The organism is Sphingomonas sp. JC676, assembly GCF_014489075.1.
Taxonomy (GTDB): domain Bacteria; phylum Pseudomonadota; class Alphaproteobacteria; order Sphingomonadales; family Sphingomonadaceae; genus Sphingomonas.
Window position 1 is genome coordinate 116,882 of the sequence record NZ_JACTGR010000007.1, and the last position, 20,793, is coordinate 137,674.

At 66.4% G+C, this 20,793-nt stretch carries 23 protein-coding genes; 5 read left to right on the plus strand and 18 right to left on the minus strand.

Annotation, left to right across the window (positions count from 1 at the left end; translation table 11 throughout):
* Positions 1-40: 40 nt before the first annotated feature.
* Complete coding sequence (locus IAG41_RS20965) at positions 41-415, plus strand: hypothetical protein (protein WP_187730641.1); 375 nt, start codon at positions 41-43, stop codon at positions 413-415.
* A 59-nt stretch (positions 416-474) separates the two neighbouring features.
* Here the strand turns inward: IAG41_RS20965 and IAG41_RS20970 are convergent, their stop codons facing one another.
* Complete coding sequence (locus IAG41_RS20970; protein ID WP_262408806.1) at positions 475-1,470, minus strand: cell wall hydrolase; 996 nt, start codon at positions 1,468-1,470, stop codon at positions 475-477.
* Positions 1,471-1,592: 122 nt separating this feature from the next.
* On the minus strand, positions 1,593-2,732 hold the full coding sequence (gene tgt / locus IAG41_RS20975; protein ID WP_187730642.1) for a tRNA guanosine(34) transglycosylase Tgt: 1,140 nt from the start codon (positions 2,730-2,732) through the stop codon (positions 1,593-1,595).
* A 49-nt stretch (positions 2,733-2,781) separates the two neighbouring features.
* Here tgt and IAG41_RS20980 point away from each other — a divergent pair, with 49 nt between their 5' ends.
* Positions 2,782-3,393, plus strand: coding sequence for a cupin domain-containing protein (locus IAG41_RS20980; protein ID WP_262408807.1), 612 nt, complete (start codon positions 2,782-2,784; stop codon positions 3,391-3,393).
* Here IAG41_RS20980 and IAG41_RS20985 read toward each other — a convergent pair.
* From IAG41_RS20985 to IAG41_RS21025, 9 genes are all read right to left on the minus strand, one after another.
* A complete protein-coding gene (locus IAG41_RS20985; protein ID WP_187730643.1) occupies positions 3,362-4,294 on the minus strand; it encodes a bifunctional helix-turn-helix transcriptional regulator/GNAT family N-acetyltransferase in 933 nt (310 codons plus the stop codon). The genes IAG41_RS20980 and IAG41_RS20985 overlap by 32 nt on opposite strands.
* 32 nt (positions 4,295-4,326) lie before the next feature.
* Complete coding sequence (locus tag IAG41_RS20990; RefSeq protein WP_187730644.1) at positions 4,327-5,001, minus strand: HAD hydrolase-like protein; 675 nt, start codon at positions 4,999-5,001, stop codon at positions 4,327-4,329.
* Positions 4,994-5,926 carry a cation diffusion facilitator family transporter gene (locus IAG41_RS20995; protein WP_187730645.1) on the minus strand — a complete coding sequence of 311 codons (933 nt, stop codon included), beginning with the start codon at positions 5,924-5,926 and terminating at the stop codon, positions 4,994-4,996. The genes IAG41_RS20990 and IAG41_RS20995 overlap by 8 nt, the downstream gene beginning before the upstream one ends.
* A gap of 43 nt (positions 5,927-5,969) precedes the next feature.
* Positions 5,970-6,503, minus strand: coding sequence for an EF-hand domain-containing protein (locus IAG41_RS21000; protein WP_187730646.1), 534 nt, complete (start codon positions 6,501-6,503; stop codon positions 5,970-5,972).
* Positions 6,504-6,517: 14 nt separating this feature from the next.
* Positions 6,518-7,543, minus strand: a complete 1,026-nt coding sequence (queA, locus tag IAG41_RS21005) for a tRNA preQ1(34) S-adenosylmethionine ribosyltransferase-isomerase QueA (protein ID WP_187730647.1) — start codon at positions 7,541-7,543, stop codon at positions 6,518-6,520.
* A 24-nt stretch (positions 7,544-7,567) separates the two neighbouring features.
* Positions 7,568-8,311 carry a peptidylprolyl isomerase gene (locus IAG41_RS21010; RefSeq protein ID WP_262408808.1) on the minus strand — a complete coding sequence of 248 codons (744 nt, stop codon included), beginning with the start codon at positions 8,309-8,311 and terminating at the stop codon, positions 7,568-7,570.
* 82 nt (positions 8,312-8,393) lie between these two features.
* Positions 8,394-8,903 (minus strand): pantetheine-phosphate adenylyltransferase, encoded by a 510-nt coding sequence (gene coaD, locus IAG41_RS21015; RefSeq protein ID WP_187730648.1) that lies wholly within the window; start codon positions 8,901-8,903, stop codon positions 8,394-8,396.
* 11 nt (positions 8,904-8,914) lie between these two features.
* Positions 8,915-9,823, minus strand: a complete 909-nt coding sequence (locus IAG41_RS21020; protein WP_262408819.1) for a farnesyl diphosphate synthase — start codon at positions 9,821-9,823, stop codon at positions 8,915-8,917.
* 1 nt (position 9,824) lies between these two features.
* Complete coding sequence (locus IAG41_RS21025; RefSeq protein ID WP_187730650.1) at positions 9,825-10,070, minus strand: exodeoxyribonuclease VII small subunit; 246 nt, start codon at positions 10,068-10,070, stop codon at positions 9,825-9,827.
* A gap of 214 nt (positions 10,071-10,284) precedes the next feature.
* Between IAG41_RS21025 and IAG41_RS21030 the strand changes: the two genes are divergently transcribed.
* Positions 10,285-11,664, plus strand: coding sequence for an NAD-dependent succinate-semialdehyde dehydrogenase (locus tag IAG41_RS21030; protein ID WP_187730651.1), 1,380 nt, complete (start codon positions 10,285-10,287; stop codon positions 11,662-11,664).
* A gap of 120 nt (positions 11,665-11,784) precedes the next feature.
* Here the strand turns inward: IAG41_RS21030 and IAG41_RS21035 are convergent, their stop codons facing one another.
* Genes IAG41_RS21035 through IAG41_RS21050 form a run of 4 tightly spaced genes read right to left on the minus strand, consistent with a single transcriptional unit; the run spans position 11,785 to position 15,739 of the window.
* Positions 11,785-12,156, minus strand: a complete 372-nt coding sequence (locus IAG41_RS21035; protein WP_187730652.1) for a plastocyanin/azurin family copper-binding protein — start codon at positions 12,154-12,156, stop codon at positions 11,785-11,787.
* 19 nt (positions 12,157-12,175) lie between these two features.
* Complete coding sequence (locus IAG41_RS21040; RefSeq protein ID WP_187730653.1) at positions 12,176-13,855, minus strand: long-chain-fatty-acid--CoA ligase; 1,680 nt, start codon at positions 13,853-13,855, stop codon at positions 12,176-12,178.
* 52 nt (positions 13,856-13,907) lie between these two features.
* Positions 13,908-14,114 carry a hypothetical protein gene (locus IAG41_RS21045; protein WP_187730654.1) on the minus strand — a complete coding sequence of 69 codons (207 nt, stop codon included), beginning with the start codon at positions 14,112-14,114 and terminating at the stop codon, positions 13,908-13,910.
* A 56-nt stretch (positions 14,115-14,170) separates the two neighbouring features.
* On the minus strand, positions 14,171-15,739 hold the full coding sequence (locus tag IAG41_RS21050) for a diguanylate cyclase (RefSeq protein WP_316251198.1): 1,569 nt from the start codon (positions 15,737-15,739) through the stop codon (positions 14,171-14,173).
* Between the two features lie 236 nt (positions 15,740-15,975).
* Between IAG41_RS21050 and IAG41_RS21055 the strand changes: the two genes are divergently transcribed.
* On the plus strand, positions 15,976-17,193 hold the full coding sequence (locus IAG41_RS21055) for a DUF418 domain-containing protein (protein WP_187730656.1): 1,218 nt from the start codon (positions 15,976-15,978) through the stop codon (positions 17,191-17,193).
* On the opposite strand, the gene IAG41_RS21060 is transcribed toward IAG41_RS21055, so the two are convergent.
* Positions 17,164-17,364, minus strand: a complete 201-nt coding sequence (locus IAG41_RS21060) for a hypothetical protein (RefSeq protein WP_187730657.1) — start codon at positions 17,362-17,364, stop codon at positions 17,164-17,166. The two genes, IAG41_RS21055 and IAG41_RS21060, sit on opposite strands and share 30 nt — an antisense overlap.
* An 82-nt stretch (positions 17,365-17,446) precedes the next feature.
* Positions 17,447-17,677 (minus strand): hypothetical protein, encoded by a 231-nt coding sequence (locus IAG41_RS21065; RefSeq protein ID WP_187730658.1) that lies wholly within the window; start codon positions 17,675-17,677, stop codon positions 17,447-17,449.
* Positions 17,678-17,845: 168 nt separating this feature from the next.
* On the opposite strand from IAG41_RS21065, the gene IAG41_RS21070 reads away from it, so the two are divergent.
* Complete coding sequence (locus tag IAG41_RS21070; protein WP_187730659.1) at positions 17,846-18,292, plus strand: UrcA family protein; 447 nt, start codon at positions 17,846-17,848, stop codon at positions 18,290-18,292.
* 58 nt (positions 18,293-18,350) lie between these two features.
* On the opposite strand, the gene clpA is transcribed toward IAG41_RS21070, so the two are convergent.
* Complete coding sequence (clpA, locus tag IAG41_RS21075) at positions 18,351-20,675, minus strand: ATP-dependent Clp protease ATP-binding subunit ClpA (protein ID WP_187730660.1); 2,325 nt, start codon at positions 20,673-20,675, stop codon at positions 18,351-18,353.
* Positions 20,676-20,793: the final 118 nt, after the last annotated feature.

Here is a 20,793-nt window from a genome sequence, read left to right on the forward strand (position 1 = left end):
GACCGCAGGGACGGTCCAGTTTTGAAAGAGGAGTGTCACCATGAAGAAGTTTTCGCTGATGATCGCCGGCCTGGGCATCGCCGTCTCGGCCATTCCCGCCGCCGCATTCGCCGCTCCGGCTCCCGCGCCGCGCTATGGCTATGACCAGGGCTGGCAGAACATCAACGCCCGCCAGGCGCGGATTGAAGCGCGGATCAACCAGGGCATCCGCTCCGGCGCGCTCAGCCGCCGCGAAGCGACCCAGCTCCGCGCCGAATTTCGTTCGCTGGAGCGCCTCGAGGCTCAGTATCGCCGCTCGCGTCCCGGCCTGACCATGGCCGAGCGCCGTGACCTCGACCGCCGCTTCGATGCGCTGTCGGCCCGCGTGATGATCGAGAAGCATGATCGCAACGACCGCAACGGCCACCGTCGCTAACCCCTGGGCGACAGGCCAATGAAGACGGGCTCTGCCGAAAGGCAGGGCCCGTTTTCGTATCAGCGCAGCGGCTTGCCGCTGTCCTTCCATCTGTCGAGGACCTGCGAGTCTGCCGTGACGGGCGCGGCATAGGTCCGGGTGGGCGCGCCGCTATCGGCATAGGCCGGCTGGATCGCCGCGCGTGCGGTGGGAGCCACCGGCGTCGGCGTGCTTGCCGCCAGTGGCGATACCGGCAGCGGGGTCGGGGTGGGGACGGGCAGGGGCTCCAGGCTCGGATGTGGCTGGGGCAACGGCTCGCCGCCGCGATAGGCCTGGTTGAATGCCGCAGCGGTGCCCCAATAGCCCTTCCAGCGATGGAAGAAATGCGCGCCGAACACGCCGGTCATCACCAGGCTGCGGTTCCAGCTCGGGGTGACCGCGAAGGTGTGATAGTGCGTCGCCTCGCCCACCGGCGCGAACACGTTTCCGTTCAGCGCCGCCGCGGCGATCTTCTGGGCGCGCAGCCAATAGGCCCGCGCCACGCCGCGTGTCATCGAGCCGTCGCAGGCGAAGCTGAACTGGCAGCCGCGCTTCTCCGATCCCTGGTACACGACGCCGCATACGGAGGCGGGGAAGGCGGGGTGCCGCACGCGGTTGAGCACCACCTGGGCGACCGCGCGCTGGCCGTCATCGGGCTCGCGCGCCGCCTCGTAATAGATCGCGTCGGTCAGGCATTCGAGCGCGCGCGCCTTGTCGAGCCCGGTGCCGCGCAGAACGAAGGGCTTGGCCGCCTGGATCGAGGCATCGACCACGGCGTTTTCGGGAACGGGCGTGGTCGGCAGTTCGATCGTGCCGGTGGTTCCGGGCGTCACCGCCGCATCGTCTGCAATCGCGGTATAATTGGCGGCGCCGGGGAAATGATCCTCGGCCTCATAGCCGGTCGGCGTCGGGACGGGCTCGGGCTTGGCCGGCGCGGGTGACAATGCCTGGGCGGAGAAGCCGGCGCCGATCAGCGAGGCGAGCGCCGCCGCCGCCAGTCCGCGCATCTGCATCTGCGTGAAACGCCGCCAGAACAAGAAACCGCCCACCCGCTCATAAGAGAAGGCGCTCTATCTAGCTGATTCGGGTTACTGCCGCGCCAATGGATTTGGCCCTGTCCCGGGGCGAAACACTTGATGGTTAACGTAATTTTCCGCCGTCACTCGCCGCCGTAATAGCGCGTGCGGAAATCGTTGGCGAAGGCGGTCAGCCGGCCCTCGCCGATCGCCGCGCGCAGGTCCGCCATCAGCTGCTGGTAGAACCAGAGATTATGCTCGGTCATCAGCATCGCGCCGAGGATCTCGCCGGCGCGGACCAGATGGTGGAGATAGGCCCGGCTCCAGGTGCCGCAGACCGGGCAGGAGCAAACGGGGTCGAGCGGCCCCTGGTCCTCGCCGAATTTGGCGTTGCGGATGTTGATCGGACCGGAGCGCGTGAACGCTTGCCCCGTGCGCCCCGAACGGGTCGGCAGCACGCAATCGAACATGTCGATCCCGCGCTCGACCGCGCCGACGATGTCGTCGGGCTTGCCCACGCCCATCAGATAGCGCGGCTTCTCGGTATCGAGCTGGCCGGGCGCATAATCGAGCACGCCGAACATCGCCTCCTGGCCCTCGCCCACCGCGAGCCCGCCCACCGCATAGCCGTCGAAGCCGATCTGCTTGAGCGCGTCGGCGCTCGCCTTGCGGAAACCTTCGTCGAGCGCGCCCTGCTGGATGCCGAACAAAGCCGCGTTCGCGGCATGCTCGCCGCCCGAATCGAAGCCCTCACGGCTGCGCTTCGCCCAGCGCATCGAGCGCTCCATGGCCGCCGCCTGCACCTCGCGGGTCGAGGTGGTCGGCACCAGCTCGTCGAACGCCATGACGATGTCGGAACCAAGCAGCCGCTGGATCTCCATCGATCGCTCGGGCGAAAGCAGGTGCTTCGATCCGTCGAGATGCGACTTGAACGCGACGCCTTCCTCGCTGCGCTTGGTCAGCTCGGACAGGCTCATCACCTGGTATCCGCCCGAATCGGTCAGGATCGGCCGGTCCCATCCCATGAAGCCGTGCAGTCCGCCCAGCCGATGGACGCGCTCGGCGCCGGGGCGCAGCATCAAATGATAGGTGTTGCCCAGGATGATGTCGGCGCCGCTCGCGCGGACATCGGCGGGCTTCATGGCCTTGACGGTGGCGGCGGTGCCGACCGGCATGAAGGCCGGCGTGCGGATTTCGCCGCGGCGCATCGCGATGCTGCCGAGCCGGGCCTTGCCGTCGGTGGCGTGTATGGTGAACTGGAAACGGGGCGTTGGCGTTTGCATGGGCGTTGCCCTTTGCCGATTTGAGGGCGCCAAGTCGAGGGGAGCGCGGATGAGCGAGCAGGACGACCAGTTGCGCGAAATGGCCGCGCATCGCGGGCTGAAGCTGGTCAAGTCGCGGCGCCGCAAGCCCGGCGGTGACTTCGGACGCTTCGGCCTAAAGGATGCCAAGGGCGAGGCGGTGTTCGGGTTCGACAAGGATCGGCTCGTCGCCACGGCCACCGAGATCGAGGACCATCTGCGCGGCGACACCCGCGAGACCTGGGGAAAGTCGGCCGGCTCGGTGAAGGCGCGACCCAAGCCCAAGCCGGCGCCCGCCCCGAAGCCTAAGCCGCGCTTCAAGGTGAAGGTCGACAATCTCCTCGCCAAGCTGCCCGCCGCGAGGCGCGCCGAGGCCTTTACCGAGCTGTTCGCTCGACCCGGAATCCGCGTCGAGCGCATCGTCTCGCGCGGCCAGGCGACGCCCGAAGCCGAGCCGATGGTGCAGGATGGCGACGAATGGGTGCTCCTCCTCGAAGGCGCCGCGGGGCTGCGCATCGAGGATTCGGACGAGGTGCGGCTCGGCCCCGGTGACCATGTCTGGATCGCGGCGGGGCAGAGGCACTGGGTCACCTGGACCGCGAGGGACCGCCCTACGGTATGGCTGGCGGTCCATCTGGGGTGAGGACGAGCTCCCAGGTCTCGCCCTGCACGGGCTCGCCGAATTCGGAATGGGTTTCGGTCGAGACGATCGCGAAGCCCTCCGCCGCATAGATCCGGCGGGCGCTGGCGAGCACGGTGTGGGTCCACAGCACGACCTTGCGATATCCGGCATCGCGCGCGAAGCCGAGGCAGGTGCGCACCAGCGCCGCGCCGATCCCCAGCCCGCGCGCCTCTTCCTCGACATAGAGCAGACGCAGCCGCGCCACGTCGTCGCCGCCGTCGACCAGGAATATTGATCCCAGCATCGCGCCGCAGCGCTCCGCCACCCAGCATTGCTCGCGGCCGGGCTGGAAGTCGCGCAGGAACGCGGTGGTTACCTCCCCGAGCAGCACTTCCATCGGGCGGCCCCAGCCAAAGGCTTCGGCGTACAGGACTGCCTGGCGGCTCGCGATCACGCCCATGTCGCCGGTCCTGAACGGGCGAATCGCCCAGTCCGCCGTGCCTTGCTCGATCAGCGCGCGCGCGGCATCGAGATGCTGGGCAAGCAACGGGCCGCCCGCGGGTCCGAGCGACTCGAGCTGGCGCGCGGTATGCGAGCGCGTTTCGGCATCGAGCGATTCGAACGCCGCGCGGCCCGGCGGCCTGAGCGCGATCGGCCGCTGGCGGGCATCGCCGGCGCCGCGCTTCCGCTCGATCCAGCCGCGTTGCTCGAAGCGCTTCAGGACCCGACTCGCATAGCCCGCGTCGAGCCCGAGCACCTCCTGCAGCTCGGCGGCGAGCACCGGCTCGCGCTTGGCGACTTCATAGAGCAGGCGCGCCTCGGCGACGCTCATCTCCGAGCCCATATAATGCGGCGCGAGCACGTCGGCGAAGCGGGTATGCACGCGATTGAACGCGCGGAAGCGATCGATGGCCTGATCCATCGATCAAGGATGCTATAGGATAGTTGACGAAGTCAAGTATCTACCGAATGCGCCGCGACATAGTCCAATATGTCCTGCGGCGTGCGGAACAGCGCGTCCGGCCCCAGCGCGGTCAGCACCTCTTCGCTGGCATAGCCCCACAGCACCGAACCTGCGCGCATCCCCGTCTCGCGCGCGGCGTCGATGTCGCGGGTCTCGTCGCCGATCGAGAGCGTGTCCGAAGCGGGAACACCCATCTTCCTGAGCACCCGGCGGAACTTGGGCGCCTTGCCGAACAGCGACGATCCGCAGGCATAGCAATCGATGCGTGCGGCGTGCTGGGCGCCCAGGATCTTGCGCGCATTGGCTTCCGAGTTCGAGGTCACCAGCGCGATCTTGACCCCCATCGCCGCGATCCGCTCGAGCAGGTCGGGCGTGCCGGGGAAGAGTTCGATCTCATGCGCGTTGCGCCCCACCAGCCGGCGGACATGGCGCGCGATCAACGGCAGCTTCCAGCGCGCGATCCCGAGATACTGGATCACTTCGCGCGAGCTCTTGTGGCGCAGCATCTCGACTTCGCCCTGCTTGACCGTGCGGAACTTGAAGCGCTTGGCGAGCTGGTCGACCACCGAGAGGAACCAGTCGCCGCTGTCCGACAGCGTGCCGTCGAAATCGAAGATCACCAGCCGGACCGGCGCGGCGGTGGAGGTGCGCGCCGCCTCAGCCATGCCCCCCTCCATTGCCATGCATCCGGCACTCCGCCCCGTCGCCCAATTCGATCTGCACCGTCGTATGGTCGATCCGGAAGTCGTGCGCCAGCCGGTGCTGGAGGTCGCTGAGGAAGAGATCGCCCGGATGGCCCCCCGGCATCACCAGATGCGCGGTGAGCGCGGCCTCGGTCGTACTCATCGGCCAAATGTGGAGATCATGGACCCGCGTCACGCCCGGCAGCGCCGCCAGCGAGCGCTCGACCGCCTCGGCATCGATCCGCTGCGGCACCGCATGGAGCGCCATCGTGATCGATTCCTTGAGCAGCCCCCAGGTGCTCCACAGAATCACCGCGACGACGACCAGGCTGATCGCCGGATCGATCCAGGCGAGCCCGGTGAAATAGATCATCGCGCCCGCCACCACCACCGCGGCGGAGACGCCGGCATCGGCGGCCATGTGGAGATAGGCGCCGCGGATGTTGATGTCGTGCTTGCGGCCGCTGGCGAAGAGCATCGCCGTCGCCAGATTGACCATGATGCCCACCGCCGCGACGATCATCACCGGCACGCCGGCCACCGGGTGCGGATCGGCGAGGCGCTGTGCCGCCTCGAGCGAGATCGCGCCCACCGCGACGAGCAGCAGCAAGGCATTGGCGAGCGCCGCCAGGATCGACGATCCGCGCAGGCCATAGGTGAAGCGCTTGCTGGTCGGCCGCTTGGCGAGCTCGGCACCGCCCCAGGCGATCAGCAGCCCGAGCACGTCGGACAGATTGTGCCCGGCATCGGCGAGCAAGGCGACCGACCCCGTCCACACGCCCGCACCCCCCTCGACCGCGACAAAGGCGAGGTTGAGCAGCGTGCCGATCGCAAAGGCGCGGCCGAAGTCCCTGGGCGCGTGGGAATGCGCGTGGGAATGATGGTGGTGGTCGTGATGCGCGGCCATTCGTTCCGCTCTTAGCCGGGCTCGCGCATGAGATGCTAGGACATCAATTGCCGGGATTGGCGGGATTGCCGCGCCCGCGCTTTCCACGGCCCGGATTGAACGCCGGCGGACGGATGGTCACCAACTCGCTGCGCACCAGCACGCCGTCCTTGTTGGCATCGAAGCGCGTGAAGAGCAGGTCGAATCGCTCGGCCAGTTCGGCGAAGCTGATCCGGTTGTCGCCGTTGCGATCGACTTCGAACGGGCTGGGCAGGGTGTTGCGGTCGCCCAGCCAGCGCTCCGACCAGTCGGAGAAGGCGATATAGCCGATCGATCCCTTCTTGTCGGTGTCGACGCTGTCGAAGCTGTGGCGCAGCCCCGCGTCGAATTCGGCGCGCGTCACCTTGGCATCGCCGTCCGCATCGAACGCCGCGATCATCATCGCCACCGGCTCGACGATCACGGTGGCGGCGGGCTGGGCGCGAGTGCTCTGCCCGATCGGATTGGCGCTGTTACCGCTCCCCGCCGGAATGCCCACGCGATCCTGGGCGAAGGCCGGCGTCGCGATGAACGCCGCGAGCAGCAGAAGGAAGCGCATGGAGATCCTTTCGATCAGGGCAGCAACAGACTCGCGTCGCCATAGCTGTAGAAGCGATAGTCTGTGGCAATCGCATGGCGATACGCCGCCTGCATCCGCTCCAGCCCCATCAGCGCCGATACCAGCATGAACAAAGTCGAGCGCGGCAGATGGAAATTGGTGACCAGCCCGTCCACGCCCCTGAAGCGATAACCGGGGGTGATGAAGATCGCGGTGTCGCCTTCGAACGGGCGGATCACGCCATCCTCACCGGTGGCGCTTTCGATCAGGCGCAGGCTGGTGGTGCCGACGGCGATCACGCGGCCGCCCGCGGCGCGCACCGCGTTCAGCCGGTCGGCCGTGTCCTGGTCGATCCGCCCCCATTCGGCATGCATCCTGTGCGCGTCGGTGTTCTCGGCCTTGACCGGCAGGAAGGTGCCCGCACCGACATGGAGCGTGAGCGTGGCGTGGCCGATCCCCGCGGCCTCCAGCGTCGCCATCAGCTCGGGTGTGAAGTGCAAAGCCGCGGTAGGCGCCGCGACCGCGCCGGGCTCGCTCGCGAACATCGTCTGATAATCCTCGGCGTCGCGCGCGTCGGTCGGTCGCTTGGAGGCGATATAGGGCGGGAGCGGCATCCGTCCGCAGCGCGCGAGCAGCAGCTCGACCGGCTCGTCGCCGGCGAAGTCGATCGCGAAGCTGCCATCCTCGGCGCGGTCCGAGGCGTGCGCGGTCACGCCCTCGCCGAAATCGATCGTGTCGCCCTCGCGCAGCCGCTTGGCGTTGCGGATGAAGGCGCGCCAGCGCCGCGGACCCTCGCGCTTGTGGAGCGTCGCGCCGATGTTCGCCTCTCCGCGTTTGCCCTCGAGCTGCGCCGGGATCACGCGCGTGTCGTTGAAGACGAGCAGGTCGCCCGCGCGCAGCAGGCCCGGCAGGTCGTGCACGGCCGCGTCGCGCGTGCCGGCGCCGTCCAGCACCAGCATCCGCGCGGAATCGCGCGGGCTCGCCGGCCGCAGCGCGATCCGCTCCGCCGGCAGCTCGAAATCGAAAAGGTCTACGTTCACGATTCGGGTAGCGGGCCGCCGCCCTTATTTCTTCTTCGCCGGAGCCGGCTTCTTGGCCGGGGCCGGCTTGGGCGCGGCCGGCGCGGGCGCGGTCGGGATCAGCAGCGGTGCCGCAGGCACGGGCGCAGCGACCTCGGCCACATAGGGCGGCGGGTTGTCCGCCTGGACATAGGCGTGGAGGATGCGCGTCGGGCTCTCCGGGGGCTCGCCGCGCTCGATCTTGTCGACCCATTCGATGCCCGAGGTGACGCGGCCGAACACCGTATAGTTATGGTCGAAGCCCAGATGCGCGCCGAACATGATGAAGAACTGGCTGTTGGCGCTGTTGACGTCCTGTGCGCGTGCGGCCGAGACGGCGCCGCGGACATGGGGCAGGTTGTTGAACTCGGCGGGGACGTCGGGCAGATCCGAACCGCCGGTGCCGTCGCCCTTGGGATCGCCGGACTGCGCCATGTTCTCGGGCGCATCGATGACGCGGTGGAAGGTAATGCCGTCGTAGAAATGTCGCCGCGTCAGCGTCTTGACCCGCTCCACCATCTTGGGCGCGACATCGGGGCGCAGCCGGAAGATCACGCGTCCGCCGGTCGAAAGATCGAGAATCCAGGTATTCTCCGGGTCCGCCGGCACGACGATGGGAACCGCCGCCGTCGAATCCGCGGTGACGCCGGCCAGCGGCTGGACCTCGGGCTTGGGCGCCTTGCCCTGGGCGAGTGCCGGAACGGCGATCAAGGTGGCGGCCATGGCGGCCAGCGCGGCAACGAAACGCATTAACTTCCCCACTCGCTTGCAACTAAGCGCGGCGGTCTAGAGCAATCGGCCTGCGCCGCAAAGCCCGCGACTCACCGACCGTTCAGGCACTGCCCTTGCGGCCGATCTCATAGACGCGGCGCGAGACATCGGCCTCCACCGCGGGTGATACGAACTTGCCGATCTTGCCGCCATAGAGCGCGATTTCTTTCACCAGCCGACTCGCGATCGGCTGGAGCGAGACGTCGGCCATCAGGAAGACCGTCTCGATCCGGCTGTTCAGCTGCTGGTTCATTCCCGCCATCTGATATTCATACTCGAAGTCCGCCACGGCGCGCAGGCCGCGGATGATCAGCCCGGCATGCTCGCGCTCGGCAAAGTCCATCAGCAGCGAATCGAAGCTGACGACCAGGATCTCGCCGTCGATGTCGGCGGTTTCCCGCTTCACCATCGCCAACCGCTCCTCGATCGTGAACATCGGCGATTTGGAAGGGTTGGTGGTCACGCCGATCACCAGCCGGTCGACCAGCTTCGCGCCGCGCCGGATGATGTCCATATGGCCGCGCGTGATCGGATCGAAGGTGCCGGGATAGACGCCGGTGCGGGTGATCATGAGCGAGCCTCCTAGCGGTCGCGTTCCAAAGTGAAGCGCGCGATGTCGCGCAGCAGGTCGGCCTCGGGGCCATAAGCGTGGAGGTGCGACACGGCCTGCTCGATCAGCATTCGCGCCTGCGCGCGCGCGCGGTCGAGGCCGAGCAGGGTGAGGAAGGTTTCCTTGCCCGCATCCCCGTCCTTGCGCAGCTTCTTGCCGGCCAGCGCCTCGTCGCCCTCGGCGTCGAGGATGTCGTCGGCGATCTGGAAGGCGAGGCCCACGTCGCGCGCATAGCCGCGCAGGCCGGTGCGGCCCTCGGGCGGCACGCGGCCGAGGATCGCGCCGAACTCGACCGCACAACTGATCAGCGCGCCGGTCTTCATCGCCTGGAGCCGTGTGACGGTCGGCAGGTCGAAGCTCGTCTTCTCCGCCTCCAGGTCCATCATCTGGCCGCCCGCCATGCCGGCGGGACCGGCGGCGCGCGCCAGCTCGCCGGTCAGCTCGATCCGAACGAACGGATCGGCATGCGTCGCCTCGGACGCCAGGATCTCGAACGCCAGCGCATGCAGGCAATCGCCGGCCAGCACCGCGGTCGCTTCGTCGAACGCCTTGTGCACGGTCGGCTTGCCGCGGCGCATATCGTCATCGTCCATCGCCGGCAGATCGTCATGGACCAGCGAATAGACATGGATGCATTCAAGCGCGGTGGCGGCGCGGGCGGTGACGTTGCGATCGACGCCGAACAGTCGGGCGGTCGCGAAGACGAGCAGCGGCCGCAGCCTTTTGCCGCCGCCGATCGCGGCGTGCCGCATCGCCTGATAGAGTCCCGCACGCGGATCGGCCGGCACGACGAGCAGCTTGTCGAACTGCCGGTCGATCTCGGTCGATACTTCGTTGAGCGCTGCCTGCAGCGCGATCGAAGCGTGCGGCACGCTGACCAACTCAGACCGCGGCGAAGGGGGCGGTGCCAGCGGCGCGCCCTTCGGCATCGGTGCGGATCGCCTCGATCCGTGCCTGCGCCGCGTCCAGACGGGCGGCGCATTGGCGGCGCAACCGGTCGCCGCGCTCGTAAAGGTCGATCGCCTCCTGCAATTGCGCTTCGCCGCTTTCCAGCCGGCCGACGATCCGCTCGAGCTCCTTGAGGGCATCCTCGAACGAAAGGGCCTCGATATCCGCTTCTTCTGCCATGCCCGCGCTATGCGGCACGGGTGTGGGACAATCAACTCCCCTCCCTGGAAGGGAGGGGTAGTGGATGGGTGGCGAGCGAATGCGAGCCTCCTGCGCCATCCCTAAACAGCGACGGCCGGGGCATCGAGCCCCGACCGTCGCTAAACCCACCCCAACCCCTCCCTTTCATGGAGGGGAGTTCCTAGTTTGGGGCCAGGATTCCAAGGAGAGGCCCATGTTCACCAGCATCAACCCGGCAACCGGCGAAGCGGCGGAGGGCATCCCCGAACTCACCGCCGACGAGATCGAGCTGGCGCTCACCCGCGCGGCGACCGCGTTCAAGGCCTGGCGCAATTCGAGCCTCGACCAGCGCACCAAACTGCTTTCGGCGATCGCCGATCAATGGGAGGCGAACAAGCAGCACCTTGCCGAAACCGCGGTGCGCGAGATGGGCAAGACGCTCGTCTCCGCGATTGCCGAGGTCGAGAAATGCATCGCCGGCTTCCGCCACTACGCCGCCAACGGCCCCGCCTATCTGGAGCCGACGACGGTCAAGACCGCGGGCGGTCATGCGGTCGCGCGCTGGCTGCCGATGGGGCCGGTGCTCGCGGTGATGCCGTGGAACTTCCCCTATTGGCAGGTGGTGCGCTTCCTCGCCCCCACGCTCATGGCGGGCAATGTCGCGCTGTTGAAGCACGCATCCAGCGTCCAGGGCTGCGGCGCGCTGATGCAGCAATTGGTTAGCGCCGCCGGCGCGCCCGACGGGCTGTTCCAGAACCTCGCGATCAAGTCCGACAAGGTCTCGGACATCATCGCCGACAAGCGCGTCGTCGCGGTGACCCTGACGGGCAGCGAAGGCGCCGGCGCCAAGGTGGCGCAGGCAGCGGGCAGGGCGCTCAAGAAGGTCGTGCTCGAGCTGGGCGGATCGGATCCGCTCATTGTCATGCCCTCCGCCGATCTCGATCTCGCTGCGAAGACCGCCGTCACCGCCCGCATCCAGAATGCCGGGCAGAGCTGCATCTGCGCCAAAAGGATGATCGTCCATGCCGATGTCTACGACGCCTTCATGGAGCGGTTCGAGGCGGGGATGAAGGCCGTGAAGATCGGCGATCCGATGGCCAAGGACACCGGCATGGGTCCGCTCTCCAGCGTCCAGCAGCGCGACACCGTGCTGGAGCAGGTCGAGCGTGCCAAGGTCGCCGGCGCGACTTTGCACTTCGGCGCCGAGAAGGTCGATCGCGAGGGCGCGTGGATGACGCCGGGCGTGCTCACCGATCTCGATCCCGAGAGCCCTGTCGCCAAGGAGGAGATCTTCGGCCCCGTCGCGGCGGTCTACAAGGTGGCGGATATCGACGCGGCAATCACGCTGGCGAACGACGTGCCTTATGGCCTGGGCTCGGCGGTGTGGACCAACGACGAAGCCGAGATCGAGCGCTTCGCCCGCGACATCGAGGCCGGCATGACCGCGGTCAACGCGCTGCTCGCCTCGACGCCCGAGGCACCGTTCGGCGGCGTCAAGCTATCGGGGCATGGCCGCGAGCTTGGGCCCTGGGGCATGCACGAGTTCATGAACCTCAAGGCCGTGATGTACGGCGAGGGCATGGCGGGGGATTGAGCCTTTTAGTCCTCCTCTTTGGAGGAGGGGTTGGGGTGGAGGAGTCTTCGCGGTTTCGGTCTCGGTGAGACACCACCCCACTCCTTCCCCCTCCCCGGAAGGGGAGGGGCTTATATTTGCTCACTTCACCACGATCCTGCCCGTCATCCCGAAGGTCGAGTGCATGAAGTGGGTGCAATGCGTTTCGTAGCTGCCCGCGGCGGGCGCGGTCAGGTGGATATCGACGCTCTCGCCGCCCTCCAGTTCGATGCTGCCGCCCTGGATCTTCGCGCGGTCGGCCGCCGGCATCGTCGCGGCGGCGAAGAATGCCTTCGCGGCGAAGCTGTGTCCGCCGCTGCTCGACAAATGCAGCACATAAGGCTGGCCATGGGTCAGCGTGATCGTCGTGGGCGTGATTTTGAAGTTGGAGAGCTGGACGTCGATCCGCTGCGGCTGGGCGGAAGCGGTAAGCGCAAATGCGGCGATGGGAAAAGCGAGGCGAAACAGGGACATTGCGATACTCCGTCGTGGCTCAGCCCCCGCCCTGAATCTCCCGCAGCAGATCCTTGCGGCTCAACTTGCCGATCATGGTCTTGGGCAGCGAATCGCGCACGACCACCTCGGCCACCCGCTCATGCTTTCCGATTCTAGCGTTGAGCCAGCGGGCAAGTTCCTCGCCCGTCGTCTCCGCACCTTCGTTTAGTGTCACATAAGCGTGCGGAAGTTCACCGTGATAGGCGTCAGGCAGGCCCAGTACGAGCGCCTCCTTCACGGCGGAGTTCGCGTAGAGCACCGCTTCGATCTGGCTCGGGAACACCTTGAAGCCGCCGACGGCGATCATGTCCTTCAGCCGATCGACGATGCGGATATAGCCGTCCTCGTCGATCGTCCCGACATCGCCGGTGCGCAGCCAATGCCCGTCGACGAAGATCGTCGCATCGGCATCCGGCCGGTTCCAATAGCCCTTCATGATCTGCGGACCCGAGACCACGATCTCGCCAGGCTCCCCCTCGGGCGGCGGCCGCGTCGGGTCTTCCTTGTCGACCAGCCGAACGCGCGTGCCCGCGATCGGCTGGCCGATCGTGCCGGGCTTGTTGAGCCCCTGATAAGGATTGGTCGAAACCACGCCCGAACTCTCCGAAAGCCCATAGCCCTCGATCACGCGGGCGCCGGTGATCGATTCCCAGTTTTCCTTGAGCTGCTGCGGCAGCGGCGCGCCGCCCGAGATGCAGAAGCGTAGCGAGCTGAAATCGCTCGGCTTCATCCCCGGTGCGTCGAGCATCGCCTGATACATGGTCGGCACGCCGGGCATCGCGCGCGGCTGGGTGCGGCGGAGCTCGGCCAGCGCCTGCTTGGCGTTGAAACGCGGCAGCATGACGATCTCGCCCCCGGTCGCCACGGTGCGGTTAAGCACGCAGGTATTGGCGAAGACATGAAAGAAGGGGAGCACGCCTAGGATGCGGTCGGTCACCTTGCCCATATCGGGATCGAGCAGTGCCACCTGGCGGGCATTGGCCGAAAGGTTCTGGTGCGTGAGCATCGCGCCCTTGGGCGTGCCGGTGGTGCCGCCGGTATATTGGATCAGCGCCAGATCCTGCTCGGGATCGATCGGGGGCGTCTCGCACAAGCCCGCATTGGCGATCAGCTTCGAGAAGGCGAGAATGCGCCGGTCGTGCGGCCGCTGCGCCACCTCCTTGCCGCGAAACAGCCGGTAGAAGAGTGACTTGGCGCCCGGCAGCGCGCCTGCCACCGATCCCACCACCAGCCGCTCGAGATGGCTCTTCTCGAGCACCGCCAGCGCAGTCGGCAGCAGCGCCGCGGCCGAGAGGGTGAAGAGCAATTTGGTTCCCGAATCGGCCACCTGCCCGGATAGCTCGTCGACCGTGTAGAGCGGCGAGAAATTGACCACCGTCGCGCCGAGCTTGAGGATGCCGTAATAGGCCGCGACATAGTGCGGCACGTTGGGCAGGAAGAGCCCGATCCGGTCGCCCGGGCCATAACCCAATGTTTTCAGTCCGCACGCCACCCGATTGGCGCCGTCCATCGTCTCGCCATAGCTGTATTTACGGCCCAGGAAATCGAGCAAGGGCGCATCGGGATGCGCCCGCGCGCTGTTCTCGAACAGATCGACCATCGAGAGGGGCGGGAAGGTCTGGTCCCATTCGCCCGGATGACGAAACGCGGTGCGCCAGGCGTGCTCGGGATCAATCATTGACACGAGTGTAAGCAAGCCCTCGAAACGAAGCAACCGTCACCCGGCGAAATCATTGGGCGAAATGCCGGCTCCACGTGACCAACACGGAAACCGCGAACACGCCGGTATCGATCACGGCCTGCAGCTTCTGTGGCGAAAGATCGCCCGCCTGGTGCGTCAATATCTCGATATTGGCGCGAGGATGCTGTGCGGCCATTGCCAGCAGCATCAGCGCCGCCGTTCCGGCCATCACGATCCTGCGCTTGCGCCCGATCATACCACGTCTCCTCGATGGCTGGGCTATACGACCGGCCCAGCAGCGCCGCAAGCGGATCAGGCGGCGGCGCGGCGGCCGGTTTCGCGTGCGCGGTCGCGCCCCGCCGACTTCGCCTCGAACAGCGCCGAATCGGCGCCGCGATAGAGCAGCTTCCAGTCGACATCGCTGGTCAGCGGGCCGCTGGATACGCCGATGCTCGCAGTGACCTTCAGGTCGAACGGCATGCGCGCTGACCTGAGCTTGGTGAGCACGGAATTGGGCTCTACCGGTTCGCCGGCATTGGTCAGGATCGCGAACTCCTCGCCGCCGAGGCGCGCGACCAAAGCGGTCGCGGGAACCACGCTCCGCAGCATCCGCGCGAAATTGCGCAGCACTTCGTCGCCGCCGTCATGCCCCAGCGTCTCGTTGACGCGCTTGAAATGGTCGAGATCGGCGATCAGCAGCTGCTGCGGGCCGCTGCGCCCGATCGCCTGGTCGAGGAAGGCGCGCCGATTGAGCAGCCCGGTCAGCGGATCGGTGTCGGCCAGCCGACGCGTCAGCACTTCGCGGGTGATCGCCTCGTCGCGTTCCTCGCGCAGGAACTTGATGCGGTATGCGACCGCCAGCGCGGATGTCAGCGCCTCGAACATCATCGAGACGACGGTCGAATTGTCGAGCCAGAAGTTCCAGCCGATCATGTGGAGATTGGCGAGGATCCGCAGTACCGCCAGCGCGATCGGTGCGCTCCAGGCGATGCTGAACAGCCACAGGAAATGGGAGCGGCGGGTCCATGCCTGCCACAAAGTGGGCACGACGATCGCGATCAGCCCCATGATCGTGCAGGTGTAGAGAAAGTCCACCAGCCGCAGATTGATCGCACCGAACAGGAAGACGATGATGCCCGCCACGGGCACCATCGCCGCAATCGCGCGGGTGATCCGGTCGAGCCAGGGCGAGAGCACGCGCTCCTCGAAGAAGCTGCGCGTGAACATCGCGACGGCGCCGCCCGCCAGGCCAAGGAAGAGATAGTTGAGCCGCAGCCGATCGTTGTTGGCGATCTCGGGCGCGAGCCAGGCGAGCGCGCCGGAGGAACTGAGTGTATAGGCCATCATCGCAGCGAGCAGCGCGCAATAATGGAGCTGGAACCGGTGCCGCATCGCGCACCACAAAGCGAAATTGTAGACGATCAGCGCCAGGCACATGCCGCCGAAACCGGCATAGAGCGCCGCCATCGCCATGTTGGCGGTCGCGCTTTCATGCGCGGTTGAAACCAGCACGCCCATCATGATGCCGCGGGCATTCGCCGCATCCTCGACGTGCCAGAGCGCTCGCACCGCGGGCGCTTGGGCGACGGGGATGGGCTGTTCGGCGATCGCGCCCAACTGGATCAGCGGCGTGATTCCGCGCCGATCGGTGACCGAGGACCGGATGCTGCCATCGGCATAGAGCAAGTGAAATGCGAGCGATCCCTGCCACAGGCTGGCGAAGCGCAGCACGAGCGGATTGCTCGCGGTCGAGGCTTGGCCGATATCGCGGGTTATCGCCCAATAGCTGCCCCGCCCAAGCTTGTACTGGGTCGTGGTGCAATCGAATTGCTCGGGATGATGGATCAGTTCGGCGACGTTCTGGCCCGTATCGCGGAGCACGCACACGTCCAATGGTTGACCCGCGATCCCTGCTTGGGCATGCGCCGGCAATGCGCCAGCCATCAGGACGAGGCTAATCGCTGCTAGCAGGATGCGTTTGAGCCGGACGTTCACCATGGTGCCGTCGGTACGCGCGCTATGACAAACAAGACGTAAATGTCTCGCGAGGCAGATGAAATTTGATTCCGTCTGCGCCGATGCATCCCGAGGAGCCGGCGCAGCGTTTAAGGTTTGGAATGATAGAAACAGAAATTCAGCCGCGCGATCAGGATACGCGCCTCCAGGTTGTCGACGTGCTGCGCGGCTTCGCGCTGATGGGGCTGTTCCTCGTCCATATGATCGAAAGCTATGAGCTTTACTGGGTCAGTCCGAAGCCGGGCCTGATCGCCGACACAGTATTCCTGCTGCTGATGGGCAAAAGCTTCTCGCTGCTCGCGCTTTGCTTTGGCTTCAGCTTCTTCATTCTGATGGATCGCGCCGCCAAGCGCGGCACAGATTTTTCCGCGCGCTTCGCCTGGAGGCTGCTGATCCTCGAAGCCATCGGCTTCCTCCATTCGCTGATCTATCGCGGCGACATCATCCAGACGCTTGCCGCGATGGGCCTGTTGCTGCTCCTCGCGCACCGCGTCCGCAGCAATCGCATGCTGATCGGTGCGGCGATCTTCTGCTTCGCCGGCCCGTCGCTGATCGTGCAGATGATCGCCGCCGCCTCGGGTGCGGATTGGGCAAACGGCGCCGCGATGTCTTCGAGCGACCCCGGCATGCCGATCTACCTCTCCGGCACCTGGCTGCAGGCGCTCGAGGTCAATCTGTGGGCGGGTCAGGTGCCCAAATACTGGTTCTTTATCGAATATGGCCGGCTGGTGCAGATCCTCGGCCTGTTCCTGCTCGGCATGGTGCTGGGACGGATCGGCTTTTTCGGCCGGCTGCGCGAGTTCCGGCGGCAGCGGGCGATCGCGCTGGCGATCGCTTTGGTTGTAGCAGTGGCGCTCCATTTCGGCCGCGAGCCGCTGCGCCTCGCCTTCGCGACCCTGGGCTATGGCCCCGCGGCCGAGCGCGCCTTCTGGACGCTGACCGGAAGCTGGCTCGATCTGGCGGGCACCGCATCCTGGGCGCTGCTACTCATGGCACTGTACGAGAGCCGGCTGCGCTGGCTCGTCCAGCCATTTGCCCCCGCCGGGCGGCTGACGCTGACCTTCTACATCGCCCAGTCGGCGATCTTCGTGCCGGTCTTCTACGGCTTCGGCCTGGGGCTGTGGGACGATTGGAGCCAGGCAACGCGGCTGTTCGTCGCGCTGGCCGCTATCGCCTTCCAGATGTGGTTCGCCGCGGCCTGGCTGACGCGCTTCCAATATGGCCCGATCGAATGGGTGTGGCGCGCGCTCACCTATTGGAGCAGCGACGTGCCGTTCCGCCGGCGGGTCTCAGGCATGGGCGCTCCAGCGCAGGCGTAGCGACAAAGCGACGACGCCGAAGTCGATCTCGGCTTCGAAATGGCGCGGCGTCGCGTCGCCCATCCGGTGCATGTCGAGCGAGATTCCCGCCCGGCGATCGGGCGCGGCACAGGCCATGAGCGCGACGAAAATCGCGCTTATGGCTGCCAGTCTCATGATACGCGGTTTCATACTGCTCTTCCACTTGTTGGTGGGGCACAGGGGGCCGGCGAGCAGCGGGCGTCTCCCCGCACGGGAGAGGCGCGAACCGCGCTTAGCAGGCCCTGTTGCCCAAAATCGTCCGCTCGAGAGGCGTGCCCTTGGGCTTGCACTTCTTTTCCAGTTGCCCGTCCTGGCCCGTCACTCCCGCGATCGCGCCGATGTCCACATAACGGTACTCTTCCGGCACCGTATTGCCGTTCTGGGCGATGCCGGCGGTCGTCGCGGCAATCATAGTAAGCGCGATGCCTGCGCTGCCGATCAGCACTCTGCGATTGACGGTCATCTCGGTCTCTCCAGTTCGGGGTCGAGCCCTTTGCTGCACGCGACCTACTCCCGATCTTCGCGGGAACTATCGTCGTGCGACCGAGCGACAGAGTTGCGACGAATATAACTTCCGGCACACTCGCCTGCTTCGTGTGTTATGCAGGGGCGGCTACAGGGAGGCGCTTCGATGACAAGGGGTCTGTTTCTCGCCGCCTGCGCCGCCGGCGCGCTGCTTTCGCCCGCCGCACGTGCCGAGGATTGGCGCGACCGCGAAACCCGCTCGATCACCGTCGATTCGTCCGCGCTGGACCTGTCCACCGATGCGGGCGTGGACGAACTCTCGCGCCGGATCGGTCGTGCGGTACGTCGCGTCTGCGGCAGCGACCGCGAGTGCCAGGACGAAGCCTGGGCGAGCACCGAGGGTCAGGTTGCCTGGGTGGTGAGCCATGACGAATGGATGCGCCGCATGGCCGACGAACATGCGGCCGAGCTGATGTCCTGCGGCGGCCGGAGTTGCGCGCCACCGCCTCGGCCAGTCGACTACGCACCGGCACTGGCACCGGCACCGCCGGCAATGGCCGCGGTCATCGTGACGATCGTCTACGGGCCGCCACCGGTCTATCGGCGCTACTGATACGAAAACGGGCCGGGATTATGCATCCCGGCCCGTATCGCATTGGCTGAGGTGAGGCTTACTTCGCCTTCACCGCCTCGGTCTTCTTGCCGCCGCCCTTGCGGGGCTTCTTGGGCGCCGCCGGGGTGACCTCGAAGGCCAGGGCATTGTCCTTCAGCTTGACGGTGACTTCGCCGCCATGGACGAGCTTGCCGAACAGCAGCTCCTCGGCGAGCGGCTGCTTGACCTTCTCCTGGATCAGGCGGCCCATCGGCCGCGCGCCATAGAGCTTGTCATAGCCGCGCTCGGTGAGCCACTTCTTCGACTCGTCGTCGAGCTGGATGTGCACGCCGCGATCGGCGAGCTGCAGCTCGAGCTGGAGGATGAACTTCTCCACCACCCGCGCGACGACCTCGCTCGGCAGGTAATCGAACGGCACGATCGCATCGAGGCGGTTGCGGAATTCCGGGGTGAAGAGCTTCTTCACCGCCTCTTCCTGCACGTCCTCGCGGCTGCTCTCGCCGAAGCCGATCGATTCGCGCGCCATGTCGGACGCGCCGGCATTGGTGGTCATGATCAGGATCGTGTTCCTGAAATCGACCGTCTTGCCGTGGTGGTCGGTCAGCTTGCCGTTGTCCATCACCTGGAGAAGGATGTTGAACAGGTCCGGATGCGCCTTCTCGATCTCGTCGAGCAGGAGCACCGAGTGCGGCTGCTGGTCGACGGCGTCGGTCAGAAGACCGCCCTGGTCATAGCCGACATAGCCCGGAGGCGCGCCAATCAGGCGGGAGACCGAGTGCCGCTCCATATATTCAGACATGTCGAAGCGCTGGAGCGGAATGCCCAGAATGTCCGCCAGCTGCCGCGCGACTTCGGTCTTGCCGACGCCGGTGGGGCCGCTGAACAGATAATTGCCGATCGGCTTGTCGGGATCGCGCAGGCCCGCCCGGCTCAGCTTGATCGCCGAGCTCAACACCTCGATCGCTTTGTCCTGGCCAAACACGACCCGCTTCAGGTCGGTGGTCAGGTTAGCCAGCGCCTTGGTGTCGTCGGTCGAGACCGATTTCGGAGGGATGCGCGCCATGGTGGCGATCACCTGTTCGATCTCCTTGACGGTGATCACCTTCTTGCGCTTGCTCGGCGGCACCAGCATCTGCATCGCGCCGACCTCGTCGATGACGTCGATCGCCTTGTCGGGCAGCTTGCGGTCGTTGATGTAGCGCGCACTCAGCTCCACCGCCGACTTGATCGCGTCGGGCGTGTACTTGACGTGGTGATGGCCTTCGAACGCCGTCCGCAATCCCGTGATGATCTTGATCGTGTCCTCGATTGTCGGCTCGTTGACGTCGATCTTCTGGAAGCGCCGGAGCAGCGCCCGGTCCTTCTCGAAATGGTTGCGGAATTCCTTGTAGGTGGTCGATCCGATGCAGCGGATCGTGCCGCCCGAAAGCGCCGGCTTGAGCAAGTTCGACGCGTCCATCGCGCCGCCGCTGGTCGCGCCCGCGCCGATCACCGTGTGGATCTCGTCGATGAACAGGATCGCGTGCGGCAGCTTCTCGAGCTCGTTGACGACCTGCTTCAGCCGCTCCTCGAAATCGCCGCGATAGCGCGTGCCGGCGAGCAGCGCGCCCATGTCGAGCGAATAGATCACGGCTTCCTTGAGCACCTCGGGCACGTCGCCCTCGATGATCTTGCGCGCCAGGCCCTCGGCGATCGCGGTCTTGCCGACGCCGGGATCGCCCACATAAAGCGGGTTGTTCTTGCTGCGGCGGCACAGGATCTGGACCGTACGGTCGACCTCGGCCGAGCGCCCGATCAGCGGATCGACCTTACCGTTCTTGGCCTTCTCGTTGAGGTCGACGGTGAACTGCTTGAGCGCGCTTTCGCCCTTGCCGCCCTTGGTCTCCTGCTTGGCCGCCTTGTCCTCGTCCGCGCCCTTGGGAGTCGAGGCTTCGGTCGGCGTCGAACCCTTGCCGACGCCGTGGCTGATGAAGCTGACCGCGTCGAGGCGGCTCATGTCCTGCTGCTGCAGGAAATAGACGGCATAGCTCTCGCGCTCGCTGAACAAGGCGACGAGCACGTTTGCGCCGGTCACTTCGTCGCGGCCCGAGGACTGGACGTGGAGGATCGCGCGCTGGACGACGCGCTGGAAGCCGCTGGTGGGCGAGGGGTCGGTCGCGTTCTCGACCTTCAGCGCCTCGAGCTCGGTGTCGAGATATTGCGCGACGGTATTCTTGAGGTCGCCCAGATCGACGCCGCAGGCACTCATCACCTTGGAGGCGTGCTCGTCATCGACGAGCGCCAGCAGCAGATGTTCGAGCGTCGCATATTCATGGCGGCGAGAGGACGCAGCCTCCAGTGCCTTGTGCAGGGTCGATTCCAGGGCGGAGGCGAAACTAGGCATTCGGTTACAACTCCAGTCGGGCCGAAAGGATACGCGGCCCGTCTTCCCCTATGTCGGGAGAGTTGGGCTCCGCATCAAGCGCTGCGACCCGGCACCGGAATTCAGCGGCGTATCGCCC